Here is a 13,575-nt window from a genome sequence, read left to right on the forward strand (position 1 = left end):
GGCATGGCCCGGGTTCTCGCGGGCTTGTGGCGCCGGGCGCCGAAGTAGCTGAGCAGGAACGTCGCGGCCCGTCGCATCGGGTGGGTCCGGTCAGGCGTTGGGTGGGTCCGTCGGCGTGGAATCTGGCTTCGCCGTCCGCTACCCGGACGCCCGGTGTCCGCCAACCGGACGCCCCGTGTCCGGCGCGCGGACGCCGGCCGCGGCCTGACCGCCGCCGGCGTCCGCGAGCCATCGGCCGGTCTGCGTACAATGGCTACGTCCGAATGTTCGGATCCGGCCGGCAATCCGGCCTTTACTTTTGCACGCCCGGCAGCACGCCCGGCAGGGGACGCCTTCACTTCTTACGGATTGAACAGCGGCGTGCGCACGCAATCCAGCTTTCAGGAGCCCAATGAACGCCGTCCAGAGGTTCATCAGAAGCAGAGTGCTACTGCTGACCGCGTCCATTTTGATCGTGGCCATGTGCCTCTCGGTCCTCGTGCAGGGTCAATCGCAGGCGGCCCTGAACCGGACCGTGGACCAGAACTCCCGGGGGCTCTACGACGTCCTCGTCCAGGCCAAAGCCGACGAAACCGGCGGGCTGATGCAGCCTGAGATCGCCAGCGGCCAGGGCGGCATCAGCTTCGAGCAGCTGGACTCCATCCGCAAGCTCACCGGCACGTCCGTGGCGGCCCCGATCAGCCTGGTTTCCCGTGTCACCCAGAACCTCGAAGCCCCCCGGCTTGAAGCCACCGACTACCTCGGCTACAAGGCCGGACTCGCCGGCAGTGCCGGGGACCCGGGCGCTACCGATCCGAGCAACTGGCCGGCCGCCGAATCGGTCCTGTCCGAGACCCCCAGGAAGTACCGGCTCACCGCCAGCGCCGTCAGCTCCGACGGCCAGTCCGAGCAGACCCTGTTCAAGACCACGGCCGAAGGCTCCCTCGGCAAGGCCAAGCTCATCGAAGAGCAGGTGGCCGGCGGCAAGAACGTCCGCATCGCTGGCCCGGCAGGGGAGACCGGCATCAAGTTCCCCGCCCCGGCCGGCGGCTCTGAGCACAGCCTGTTTAACCTCGCCGTATCGCTGCCGCTTGCACCGCAGGTGACCGAGTCCGTCGTCGCCGTCGACCCCGTTTCCGAGCGTGCCCTGCTCGGCACCGCCGGGGACTTCCTCGCCCCGCTGGAGAAGGCCCCGCCGGCCGACGCCCGCAACGCCGCCGCGATCGGACGCCACTTCGAAAGCCTCTTCACGGGAGGCCTCGGCATGGACCAGCTCAAGGAAGGCCCGGACTTCCTTGGTGTCAAACTCAAGTACTGGGCCCCGCTGATGAGCCAGTACCAGCAGGCGAAGAGCGCCGGGGCGCTGACCGCCGACTCGCAGGCCATCCCGCTGATCGTCCGTTCCGGCACCTCGATGGACCTCAAATACTCGGTCAAGATCGAGGAAATCGACGCGGCCGGGAACGTCACCAAGGATGTGGGCACCGCCGCCCGTTCGCTGGACAAGGATTACCTGCCGTTCGTCTCCAAGTCCCCGTTCGCCCTCGCCTGGCCCGGCTCCAAGGACCTGTCCGCGTTGCTCGGGGACATGGGCAGCTTCAGCCAGGGCCTCTACAACCCCGCCACCTGGAGCACCGACTTCGCCTCCGCCCCCGCGTACAAGGACGGCGACACCGCCGGCAACGGCGCCGTCGACAAGACCGCCACGCCCGGCGACTGGGTGACCGTGAACCGGCTGCCGGAGAAGGCCGCCAACGGAGCCCCCGTGGACCAGACGCAGCGCAAACCCGTCGACGAGCGCTCCTACCGCGGGGACCTGGAGACCGGCAAGAAGCTTGCCACGCCGCTGGCCATGGTCTACGGAACGTTCGACGCCGGCAAGGTCAAAGAGGCTGCCGGCGACGTCAACCGCCTGCCGCTGGGCGGCTACGACCCCACCCCGTTCAGCCTGACGAAGGACGCGGCCGGCAAGGACGTCCCGGACACCGAACTCAAGCCGTCGCTGAGCGCCACGGGACTGGCCAGCCAGTCCGCCGGTGCCATCACCGACTACTACGGCCTCGCGGCCGCCCGCGGCTACGAGCAGAACGCCGCCGCGATCGACGCCGTCCGGGTCCGGGCCAAGGTGCCCGGCAGCTGGAAGCAGGTGCAGCCCGAGGTTGAGAAGCTCGCCGATGAGATCCGCGACATGGGCCTGCAGGCCACCGTCGTCGCCGGTTCCGCCCGCGAGGACGCCAGTATTGCCGTCCCCGGCTACTCCAAGGACGACGCCGGCAAGGAATCGCCGCTGGGCACCGTCCAGCAGTCGTGGGTCCGCCAGGACGCCGCGAATGCCGTGTCCGCTTCGCTGACCGGAACCAATCTGACCCTGCTCTTCCTCACCCTCTGCGGAGCCGCGCTGCTGACCGGCGCCTCGACCGTCAGCTACGTCCGGAAACGGCGCAGCGAGGCCGGGACACTGCGCGCCATGGGATGGACCCAGCGCCGGATCCGCTCCTGGGTGCTGGCGGAATTCGGCGTCGGAGCGGCCCTGCTGGCCGTCGCCGGCATCGCGCTGAGCCTGATCAGCTGGAACGCGGCCACGGCCATTGTTTCGGCGTCCGTCCTGGCCCTGTACGTGGGGGCCGCCTACTTCGCCGCGCAGCAGCTGCGCCACCGCGACGTGGTGGACCAGGAACCGCAGCACGATGAACGCCTCATCGCCGTCGATTCTCCGCTCACGTTCGCCAACCGGCAGCTGAGCACGAACAAGTTCAACACCGGCTCCCTGGCCGTTGCCGTCGGCGTCTTCGGGGCAGCGGCAGGCGGACTGATCGCCCTGCTGATCGACATTCCCCGGACCGCCGGCGCGAGCGCGCTCAGCGGGCTGGCTGCCGCCAGCATCGCGCTGCCCAGCATCGTCCTGGCCCTGTCCGGCGTCGCCGTCGGGCTGCTGCTGACCATGGTCACCGGCCGCTTCGAGCTGCAGGCCAAGCGCCAGTACCTCGGCACGCTGCAGGCCATGGGCTGGAACCCGGACATGCTGGGCCAGGTCCGCTTCTTCGAAAACGCCATGGTGGGGACGGTCGCGCTGCCCCTCGGTGTCCTCGGCGCCCTCGGCATCGGCCTCCTCCTTGCCCCCTACGCCGCACTCTGGGCCGGCCTCGCCGGACTCGTGGCAGTACTTATCTGGATTCCCATTGCAACGAAAGTGGTCCGATGAATAACGACCTGAACCTTGACCGGGACGCTCACGAACGGATGACGGAGAGCACCCGCCGGGGAGCCCACCAGACCCGCGCCAACACGATCGTGAAGGCCACGGACCACGCCACGCCGCTGGAGCTCAGCAACATCACCATCCACTACGGCGGCGGCAAGGGCGGTGCCGAGGCCGTCAACGTGGTGGACGACTTCAATTTGACGCTGCACGCCGGCGAGATGCACTGCGTCGCCGGCCGTTCCGGCTCCGGCAAGACCAGCATCCTGACCGTGGGTGCGGGCCTGACCCTGCCGACGTCGGGCCGGGTGTTCTGGGAGGGCGATTCGCTCGAGACCATGGGCGACGACGAGATCGCCGACCGCCGCCGCGCCCTGATCGGCTACGTTGACCAGGGCGGTGCCCTGATCGACGGGATGAGTGCGCTGGAGAACGTCCTGCTGCCCGCCGTGCCCGACGGCGAGGTGGACCAGCGCCGCGACATGGCCAAGGACCTCCTGGACCTGGTGGGCCTGGGCCGGCGCATGCGCCACCGCCCCGCCCAGCTCTCCGGCGGCGAACGCCAGCGTGTGGCGATCGCCCGGGCCCTGATCCTCGGCACCCGCGTGCTGGTGGTCGACGAACCCACCGCCAGCCTGGACCGGGCATCGGCGAACCGCATCATCAGCATCCTCAAGGACACAACGTCGGACGGCATCGCCGTCCTGGTGGCTTCACATGACCACGAACTAGTCCGCCAGAGCGATACCCTGACCGAACTCATTTAGGTTTAGCACGTGAGAACTTCTGAAAAAATCCCGTTTTACATCACTACGGCCATCACATACCCCAACGGCGTGCCGCACATCGGCCACGCCTACGAGTACATTGCCACCGACGCGATGGCCCGCTTCAAGCGGCTCGACGGGTACGACGTCTTCTTCCTGACCGGCACGGACGAACACGGCATGAAGATTGCGCAGACGGCCGAGCAAGAGGGCGTCACGCCCCAGGAGCTGGTGGACCGCAACGCGGAAATCTACCAGGCGGCCCACGCAGCCCTGGGGATCTCTTATGACCGGTTCATCCGCACCACTGACGCGGACCACTACGCCGCGTCGCAGGCCATCTGGAAGACGATGGAAGCCAACGGGGATATCTACCTGTCCAAGTACGAGGGCTGGTACTCGGTCCGGGACGAAGCGTATTACGTCGAGGACGAGACCGTGGTGAAGGACGACGGCGTCCGCTACTCCCGCGAATCGGACACCGCGGTGACGTGGACTGCGGAGGAGAGCTACTTCTTCCGGCTTTCGGCCTACCAGGACAAACTGCTGGCCATGTATGCGGCCCACCCGGATTTCGGGGCGCCGCAGTACCGCTTCAACGAGGTCATGAGCTTCGTCAGGGGCGGCCTGGAGGACCTGTCCATCAGCCGCACCAGCTTCGACTGGGGTGTCCCGGTGCCCGGCAACCCTGATCACGTCATGTACGTGTGGGTGGACGCGCTGACGAACTACCTCACCGGTGTTGGCTACCCGGACCTGGCATCGGCGTCCTTCAAGAAGTACTGGCCGGCCGACGTCCACGTGATCGGCAAGGACATCTCGCGGTTCCATGCCATCTACTGGCCCGCCTTCCTGATGAGCGCCGGACTGGAACTGCCCAAACGGGTGATGATCCACGGCTTCCTGCAGAACAACGGCGTCAAAATGTCCAAGTCACTGGGCAACGTGGTGGCGCCGGCGGACTTCGTGGCCCAGTACGGCCTGGACCAGGTCCGGTTCTTCCTGCTCCGGGAGGTGCCGTTCGGGGCCGACGGCAACTACAACCACGAGGCGATCGTCGGCCGGATGAACTCGGACCTCGCTAACAACTTCGGCAACCTGGCGCAGCGGTCCCTGTCCATGGTGGCCAAGAACTGTGCGGGTCTGGTTCCCGCTCCGGGTGCCTTCAGCGCCGAGGACACCGCGCTGCTGGGCCAGGCCGGCGGGCTGCTGGAGACCGCGCGTGCTGCCTTCGAAAAGCAGGAATTCAGCCGGGCGCTCGAGGCGATCTGGGGCGTGCTGGGGGACACCAACGCGTACTTCGCCGAGCAGGCACCCTGGGTGCTGCGGAAGACCGACGTCGAACGCATGAATACGGTGCTGTACGTCACCCTCGAGGTGGTACGCATCGTGGCGATCCTCACCCAGCCGGTCATGCCGGCGGCGACGGCGGCCATTCTGGACACTCTGGGCCAGCCCGAGGGTGCGGCGCGCACGTTCGCGGCAATCCCGACGCCGATCGCCGCAGGCACCTCGCTGCCCGCCCCCGCCCCGGTTTTCCCGAAGTACGAGGAGCCCGCCGGGGCCTAACCGCTTCGCCCCTCCGCCGAGGTGAGACTTCGCGCCCATGTGCCGCGTAAACATGGGCGCGAAGTCTCACCTCGGCGGAGTTAGGCGGGCTGGGAAGGTAACGGGGCCGGCGCATGTTCGAATGGTGAGACAACTTGACCAGCATGTGGATGACTTGGCTACGCTGAAATCATGAGCGCATCCACGATTGATCTGGCCGTTATCCCCGGCGACGGCATTGGCCCCGAAGTCACCGCCGAAGCGCTCAAGGTCCTGGCGAAGGCCGCCGCGGCGGAAGGCATCGTGCTGCAGCAGACCCACTACACGCTGGGCGCGCAGCACTGGCTCGAAACGGGGGAGACCCTGCCCGAGGAGACCCTCGCGGACCTCCGCACCCGCGACGCCATCCTCTTCGGCGCGGTGGGGGCGGCCCCGGGTGATACCCGGATCCCTTCCGGCATCATCGAACGCGAACTGCTGCTCAAGCTCCGCTTCAGCCTGGACCACTCCGTTAACCTGCGGCCCTCCCGCCTCTACCCGGGAGTCAGCAGCCCGCTCGCCAACCCCGGCGACATCGACTTCATCGTGGTCCGCGAAGGCACCGAGGGCCCCTACGTAGGCAACGGTGGCACGCTGCGGGCCGGCACCCCGCACGAGGTCGCCACCGAGGTCTCGCTGAACACAGCCCACGGCGTGGAGCGCGTCGTCCGCGATGCGTTCCGCCGCGCCAACGACCGGCCGCGCAAGAAGCTGACCCTGGTGCACAAGCACAATGTGCTGGTGTTTGCCGGCCACCTGTGGAAGCGCACCGTGGAGGCCGTGGCGCAGGAGTTCCCCGACGTCACCCACGACTACCTGCACGTCGACGCCGCCACGATCTTTATGGTCACCGACCCGGCCCGCTTCGACGTGATCGTCACCGATAACCTCTTCGGCGACATCATCACCGACCTCGCCGCCGCCGTCACCGGGGGCATCGGCCTCGCCGCGTCCGGCAACCTCAACATGGAACGGACCGCGCCGTCCATGTTCGAGCCCGTCCACGGCTCCGCCCCGGACATCGCCGGCCAGCAGAAGGCCGATCCCACCGCCGCCATCCTGTCCGCCGCACTGCTGCTGGAGCACCTCGGCTACACCGGCGCCGCGCGGAAAATCGAGGCCGCCGTCGTCGCCGATATCGCGGGCCGGGGCACTGGGGCGCGCAGCACCAGCGCGATCGGCGACGCCATCGCCGCGGCCCTGTAGGCGCCGCCCCATGGGCCCCGCCCTTCGGCCCCGGCAACGGGCGTAAGCTTGTTTCGAATCACCAAAATGCTGCCGTGGCCCGGGGATGAACCACGTCCACACGCCAGGCAGCCGACCGTGGAGGAACCATGACTCAGACTGCCCATGGCGTCGAATTCAGCCAGCAGCCCTCGGCAACCCCGAAGTCCGCTGAAGAACGTGCTGCCATCCTGGCGAACCCGGGTTTCGGCAACTATTTCACCGACCACACGGCGATCGTGGACTACAGCGTTGACGCCGAAGGCAAAGCCAGCTGGCACGACGCCCGCGTTGAAGCCTACGGACCCATCTCCCTGGACCCGTCCGCCGCGGTGCTGCACTACGGCCAGGAGATCTTCGAGGGCCTCAAGGCCTACCGCCACGCCGACGGCTCCATCTGGACCTTCCGGCCCGAAGCCAACGCCGCCCGCCTGAACAAGTCCGCCCGCCGCCTGGCCCTCCCCGAACTCCCGGAAGAATACTTCCTGGCCGCCATCCGCGAACTCGTGTCCGCGGACAAGGAATGGGTTCCCTCCGGCGACGGCGAGGCCCTCTACCTGCGGCCGTTTATGATCGCCACCGAGGCGTTCCTGGGCGTCCGGGCCGCCCGTGAAGTCTCCTTCCGCGTCATCGCCTCCCCGGCAGGCAACTACTTCGGCGGCGAACTCAAGCCCATCTCCATCTGGATCTCCCGCGAATATGCCCGCGCCGGCCGCGGCGGAACCGGCGCCGCCAAATGCGGCGGCAACTACGCCGCCTCGCTGATCGCCCAGATGGAAGCCGAGGAGCACGGCTGCAAGCAGGTCCTCTTCCTGGACCAGTTCAACGACAACGCCGTGGAAGAACTCGGCGGCATGAACGTCTTCTTCGTGATGAAGGACGGTTCGCTGGTCACCCCGGCGCTGACCGGCACCATCCTGGAAGGCGTCACCCGGATGTCCGTCATGCAGGTGGCGAAGGACATGGGCCGCGCGGTCACCGAACGCAAGATCACCCTGGCTGAATGGCGTGACGGCGTGGCCTCCGGGGACATCGCCGAGGTCTTCGCCTGCGGCACCGCCGCCGTCATCACCCCCATCGGCGTGCTCAAGGACAGCACCGAATTCATCGGCTCCGAGGACGCCACGGCGGGGGAGACCACCATGGCCATCCGCGGGCAGTTGCTCGGCATCCAGACCGGAGCCATCGAGGACACGCACGGCTGGCTGACCCGCCTCGCCTAAGCTGCCGGCCTGAGGCAATGGACAGCGTTCGACGGCGGTCCGCACCTTCCAGTGCGGGCCGCCGCCGTCGTTAATGGCCGGCGCCGAGTTTGCCGCCGAGGCGTTCGCGGATCAGGAGGCTGGCGTCATTGAGGCCGATGATCTTTACGTCCTTGCCATAGTGGTGGTACTTCCCGGTGATGGCGTCCAGGGCGGCGATGGTGGAGGCATCCCAGAGGTGGGAGGCGTGCATGTCGATCACCACGTGCTCCGGGTCCAGGGCATAGTCGAACTGGGTGTAGAGGTCGTTGGAGGAGGCGAAGAACAGCTCGCCGTCCACGACGTACGTGGCTGTTTCGCGCCCGCCGATGGTCGTGATCGACCGTTCGACCGTGACGAAGTGCGCCACCCGGCGGGCGAACATCACCATCGCCACCAGGACGCCGACGCCGACGCCGATCGCCAGATTGTGGGTGGCGACGGTGACGGTCACGGTGGCGACCATGACGAAGGTTTCGCTCCTGGGCATTATCGTCAGGGTCCGGGGGCGGATGCTGTGCCAGTCAAAGGTGGCGACGGCGACGAAGATCATCACGGACACCAGGGCGGCCATGGGGATCAGCGAGACGATGTCACCGAGGACCACCACCAGGATGAGCAGGAAGATTCCGGCGAGGAAGGTGGAGATCCGGGTGCGTGCGCCGGAGGCTTTGACGTTGATCATGGTCTGGCCGATCATGGCGCAGCCGCCCATGCCGCCGAAGAAGCCGGTGACAATGTTGGCGACACCCTGACCCCAGGCCTCGCGGGTTTTGTGGGAGCGGGTGTCCGTGACGTCGTCGACGAGCTTGGCGGTCATCAGGGATTCAAGCAGCCCTACAAAGGCCATCGCCAGCGCAAAGGGGAAAATAATCTGCAGGGTTTCGAGACTGATTGGCACGTTCGGGATGATCAGCGACGGCAGCGAATCAGGGAGGTCGCCCTTGTCGCCCACGGTGGGGACAGCGACGGCGGCGAACACGGTGATCAGGGTCAGGACCACGATGGCGACCAGCGGGGCCGGGACAGCCCTGGTCAGCTTTGGCAGCCCGAACACGATGAGCAATCCAAGAGCGGTCAGTGGATAGACCAGCCACGGTACACCGAGCAGTTCCGGGACCTGGGACATGAAGATCAGGATGGCCAGGGCGTTGACGAATCCGACCATGACTGACCGCGGAATGAACCGCATGAGCCTCGCCACCCCGGCCAGGCCCATGACGATCTGGAAGATCCCGGCGAGGATGACGGCGGCGATGAAGTAGTCCACGCCGTGGGATTTCACCAGCGGGGCGATCACCAGGGCTATGGCGCCGGTGGCCGCCGAAATCATCGCGGGACGGCCGCCGACGAAAGCGATGGTGACCGCCATGGTGAAGGAGGCGAAGAGCCCGATCCGCGGGTCGACGCCGGCGATGATCGAGAAAGCGATCGCCTCCGGGATCAGGGCCAGGGCGACGACGAGTCCGGCCAGGACTTCGGTCTTCAGCCGGCGCGGGGACCTCAGGGTACCCCTGACGGATTGCAGCTGTTCAGGCGTGAAGGCGGGGGCATCCCCGACGGTTTTGACGGCCATTGCTGGCTCCGATCGTGGTCAAGAAGACGCGCGTTGGCGTCTTTGCTTTGCTAAAGAGTGAGGGGGCGCAGCGACGCGCCGGAAGAGTGTGGGATTACCCTTGAAGGTCTCACCACAAAGCCAAACTCTACCCTAACGTGATGGTAGGGTTTGAATCGGGAACGGGACGGAGGCCACTGATGACAGCGAAGGCGAACGCTATCACCATGCACATCGGTGAACTGGCGGAACGCACGGGGCTGTCCCTGCGGACCATCCGGCACTATGACGACGTGGGGCTCCTGCCGGCCACAGCACGCACGGATGGCGGCTTCCGGGTCTATTCGGAGGACGACGTCGGGCGGCTGATGGTCATTAAGCAGATGAAGCCCCTGGGGTTTTCGCTGGAGGAAATGGCTGAGATCCTGGGCGTCCTGGCAGCCCCGGGGGACGCGGTCCCCGCGGGATCAGCCAGGCTGGCGCTATTCCTGGAGAAGGCGGTCCAGCAGCGGGCCAAGATGGCCAGGAACCTGGCCCAGGCCGATGAGTTCATCCAGAGGCTCGGCGGACTGGCCGGAAGTCCATAGTCGCTGCCCTGTGCGGATGTGGACTCTAAACGCGGGGTTCTACAACGTGGGCGTGGTAGTGCTGGCTGCTTGTGTGACGGTGCGGTTCAGATCAGGTGCCGGCGGGACATGAGTGATCTATGCTAAATGAATTCACTGCGGAACCGGCATAACGAGCTAAACCTTGGGGAAATTGAAATGTCGATCCACTCGAAGACCTTAAGTCGCCGGAGCTTTCTGTACGCGGGTGCTTTCGGTGCCGCGGCCACCCTGGCGCCCACTAGCGCCGCCAACGGCGCAACCGAAAGTTATCCGTTTACGCCGAACACCGGGCTCGTTGATGCCTTCGTGGCCCGGCGCGGTGGCGCAATCGGGACTGGCGGCAGAGCGGCCGTCGCCTTCCGCTGTGACCACCACCTCAACAAATTTGAATCCCGGCTCCTTCCTCTCCACCAGAAGTACGGAGTTCCGGTCACCATCGCCGCCATGTCGCAGATGTTCAGGGTTGAGACCGGGACCAACGGCAGCACAAACCTTTCGTTCCCCCGCCTTCAGGCGCTGGCTCTTGCCAACGGCCTGGAAATTGCAAATCACGGAGCCACCCACACCGACGCGGACACACCCCAGCGCCTTCGGGAAGAAATCGTGTACTCACGCAATGCACTGTCGGCAGCATTGCCCAAACTTCCCCTGGAGTTGTTCATTCCGCCAGGAGTTGGCGGAACGCAGTACCTCGGGTTCGCTGGCGGCAAAACCCAATATTCGTTCCAGAGGTACCTCGCGGGCCGCCTGATTACCCAACAACACGCAATGTCGACAGGATACGTGCCGGGCTACTGGCCCATGACGGGAAACCCCCTGGACAGCATGGGAAACGTGCATGTCGGCATCGAGAACGCCGACTACGCACGCCGCGGGCCGGACTTTATCGCTGCCGCGCGGAAGCAGGGACGCGGGGTGTGCTTTATGTACCACCCCAGTCTTGTGGACGACACCGATTTGCAGGCCATCGAGGGCTTCTTCGCCTGGTGCGCCCGCGAACGCGATGCGGGTCGGTTGGAGATTCTCACGACCACCGGGCTGATGATGGCAAACTTTTCAACGTCGTCGCGCCACGACGTTATGTCCGCCGGTACAAGCTTCGTTCTCGGATGGAACGGGTGGAACGGGGCAGCGGCCAACTGGGCCCGGCGCACAGACTCAGGAGTCACCTACGCTCGACGCGGCTCACAGTCCCTGGCCTTGTTCAAAGACGTGCCGGTCGGCGCCTACGCTGGCTCGGCCAGGCAGCTTCGCGTCTCGATGCGCTCGACCACCGGGGTGCGGGTCAAAGTGGAGGTTTTTGACCCGGCCAACCAGGCATCATTCAGCGCTGCCAAGACCATCACCTTGTCTCCGGCGGCGGGATTCCAACAGGCGCATCAGTACGTCATCCTGCCGCTCACTGGAACTCCGCGGGTCCGCGTCCGCATAACCCCCCTCTCCGGCGGGGAGCTCCACGTGCAGGAACCCCGTTTGCTCGCTGCATAGTTCTCGGTGCGGTACAGAGGGAACGGCACTGCATCTGGACGGGTTCGGTGCGAAGATGAACCTGTGATCCCGGAACAATCCCACGCCGTCGTGCGAAGCACGGAGCTGACGCGCTTCCGCCTTGCGCCGAACCCGGGTCCGATGAGCCTGCAGGGCACCAGGTCCTATCTGATTTCGGCGCCCGGCGCGGCCGGAACCGTTGTGGTGGACCCGGGACCCCTCGATGAACCGCACCTGCAGGACCTGGCCCGGACCGGCGCCGTCGAACTCATCCTCATCACCCACCGGCATGCCGACCACACGGCCGCCGCCCCCAGGTTCGCTGAACTGACCGGCGCCCCCGTCCGAGCCGCCGATCCGGCCCACTGCCACGGCGGCAGCCCGCTGTCGGACGGCGAAGTCATCCATGCCGCCGGGGTGGAAATCAGGGTCCTCGCGACGCCGGGCCACACCTCGGATTCGGTCTGCTTCCACCTGCCGGACGACGGCCCCCGGGGCTCGGTCCTCACCGGGGACACCATCCTGGGCGCGGGCACCACTGTCCTTGATTACCCTGACGGCACCCTGGGTCACTATTTCGCATCGCTGGACCGGCTGGAGGCACTGGGCTCCGCGACCGTCCTCCCGGCGCACGGCCCCATGCTTCCGGCGCTGGACAGCATCGTCCGCGCCTACCGCGACCACCGGCAGGAACGGCTGACCCAGGTCCGGGCCGCCCTGGCGGATCTCGGCGGGGACGCCGGCGTCGTGGACGTGGCCGACCTCGTCTATGCCGCCGTCGATCCTGCGGTGCGCCCGGCGGCGGAACTCTCGGTGGCCGCGCAGCTCCAGTTCCTGCGCTCCGGCCCTGCCTGAGCGGCCGGGCTGGAGGCGGTACGCTTGGGGCCATGCGTATCGCCCGGTTTGTAGTCGATTCTGATCCCCTCTACGGCATTGTTGACGGTGAGCCCGGCAGCGAGGAAGTCACTGTCATTAACGGCGACCCGTTCTTCCACGGCGTTGAACGCACCGCCGTCAGGCACAAGCTGGAGGACGTGCGCCTGCTGGCCCCGATCATCCCGCGCAGCAAAATCATCGGCGTCGGCCGCAACTTTGCGGAGCACGCCCGCGAACTCGGCCACGAGATTCCCAAGCAGCCGCTGCTCTTCCTGAAGCCCAACACCTCCGTGATCGGACCCAACGATCCAATCGTCCTGCCGGAGTTCTCCGAGGAAGTGTCCTTCGAAGCCGAACTGTGTGTGGTGATCGGCCGGATCTGCAAGGACGTCCCCGAGGAGCGGGTCGACGACGTCATCTTCGGCTACACCTGCGGCAACGACCTCACCGCCCGCGACGTCCAGAAAACGGACCTGCAGTGGGCCAGGGCCAAGGGCTTTGACACCTCGGCACCTCTCGGCCCGTGGATCGAGACCGAACTCGACACTGAGGACCTGCAGATCCAGGGCCGGCTCAACGGCGAGCTGCGCCAGGACGGGAGCACCAGCCAGATGATCCGCGGCGTCCGCGAACTCGTCTCCATCGTCTCGCAGGCTTTCACCCTGCTGCCGGGCGACGTCATCATGACCGGCACCCCGGCTGGCGTGGGCCTGGTCCAGGCCGGCGACCGCTTCGAGGTGGAGATCGAGGGCATCGGCCGCCTCTCCAACCCCGTGGTGCGCCGCTAGGCCGGACGCGGGGGAACGGGACATGAACAACGGCTGGTGGCGCGGCCCCCGGCAGGGCTCCCGGCGAAGCCGTTCCTTCCTGCTCTTCGCCTTGGGGTCCGTCGGCACGTTTTCGATGGCCGCACGCGCCGTCCACTGGCTGGACGGCCCGCTCTGGCTCGCGCTGGCCTTCCTCGGGGCGGGCCTCGCGCTGGCCGGGTACTACCTGGTGCGGGCGCTGGCCCGCCCGCGGGCCGCGCGCGGCGCCAGGCGGTAAAGTGCCC

At 66.8% G+C, this 13,575-nt stretch carries 11 protein-coding genes; 10 read left to right on the forward strand and 1 reads right to left on the reverse strand.

Annotated features, from left to right (window positions below; translation table 11 throughout):
- Window positions 1–391 precede the first annotated feature (391 nt).
- The 5 genes from AC50X6_RS15105 (at window position 392) to AC50X6_RS15125 (ending at window position 7,979) form a co-directional block, all read left to right on the forward strand.
- Complete coding sequence (locus tag AC50X6_RS15105; RefSeq protein WP_494967004.1) at window positions 392–3,181, forward strand: ABC transporter permease; 2,790 nt, start codon at window positions 392–394, stop codon at window positions 3,179–3,181.
- Window positions 3,178–3,945 carry an ABC transporter ATP-binding protein gene (locus tag AC50X6_RS15110; RefSeq protein WP_442784752.1) on the forward strand — a complete coding sequence of 256 codons (768 nt, stop codon included), beginning with the start codon at window positions 3,178–3,180 and terminating at the stop codon, window positions 3,943–3,945. The genes AC50X6_RS15105 and AC50X6_RS15110 overlap by 4 nt, the downstream gene beginning before the upstream one ends.
- Window positions 3,946–3,954: 9 nt before the next feature.
- Window positions 3,955–5,514: a methionine--tRNA ligase gene (metG, locus tag AC50X6_RS15115; protein WP_494967005.1), complete on the forward strand. Its 1,560-nt coding sequence runs from the start codon at window positions 3,955–3,957 to the stop codon at window positions 5,512–5,514.
- Window positions 5,515–5,685: 171 nt separating this feature from the next.
- Window positions 5,686–6,738, forward strand: a complete 1,053-nt coding sequence (locus AC50X6_RS15120) for a 3-isopropylmalate dehydrogenase (RefSeq protein ID WP_494967006.1) — start codon at window positions 5,686–5,688, stop codon at window positions 6,736–6,738.
- A gap of 128 nt (window positions 6,739–6,866) precedes the next feature.
- The gene (locus AC50X6_RS15125) at window positions 6,867–7,979 is read left to right on the forward strand and encodes a branched-chain amino acid aminotransferase (RefSeq protein WP_494967007.1); all 1,113 of its coding nucleotides are present in this window, start codon (window positions 6,867–6,869) and stop codon (window positions 7,977–7,979) included.
- 70 nt (window positions 7,980–8,049) lie between these two features.
- Here the strand turns inward: AC50X6_RS15125 and AC50X6_RS15130 are convergent, their stop codons facing one another.
- The gene (locus AC50X6_RS15130) at window positions 8,050–9,573 is read right to left on the reverse strand and encodes a SulP family inorganic anion transporter (RefSeq protein WP_494967008.1); all 1,524 of its coding nucleotides are present in this window, start codon (window positions 9,571–9,573) and stop codon (window positions 8,050–8,052) included.
- A 179-nt stretch (window positions 9,574–9,752) separates the two neighbouring features.
- Between AC50X6_RS15130 and AC50X6_RS15135 the strand changes: the two genes are divergently transcribed.
- From AC50X6_RS15135 to AC50X6_RS15155, 5 genes are all read left to right on the forward strand, one after another.
- Entirely contained in the window at window positions 9,753–10,139 is a 387-nt protein-coding gene (locus tag AC50X6_RS15135) for a helix-turn-helix domain-containing protein (protein WP_494967009.1), read from the forward strand.
- 126 nt (window positions 10,140–10,265) lie between these two features.
- Window positions 10,266–11,648, forward strand: a complete 1,383-nt coding sequence (locus AC50X6_RS15140) for a polysaccharide deacetylase family protein (RefSeq protein WP_494967010.1) — start codon at window positions 10,266–10,268, stop codon at window positions 11,646–11,648.
- 63 nt (window positions 11,649–11,711) lie between these two features.
- Complete coding sequence (locus AC50X6_RS15145; protein WP_494967011.1) at window positions 11,712–12,503, forward strand: MBL fold metallo-hydrolase; 792 nt, start codon at window positions 11,712–11,714, stop codon at window positions 12,501–12,503.
- A 32-nt stretch (window positions 12,504–12,535) separates the two neighbouring features.
- Window positions 12,536–13,312, forward strand: coding sequence for a fumarylacetoacetate hydrolase family protein (locus tag AC50X6_RS15150; RefSeq protein ID WP_494967012.1), 777 nt, complete (start codon window positions 12,536–12,538; stop codon window positions 13,310–13,312).
- 22 nt (window positions 13,313–13,334) lie between these two features.
- On the forward strand, window positions 13,335–13,568 hold the full coding sequence (locus AC50X6_RS15155) for a hypothetical protein (RefSeq protein ID WP_326965520.1): 234 nt from the start codon (window positions 13,335–13,337) through the stop codon (window positions 13,566–13,568).
- Window positions 13,569–13,575: the final 7 nt, after the last annotated feature.

The sequence above is a fragment of the Pseudarthrobacter sp. HLT1-7 genome, assembly GCF_059383435.1.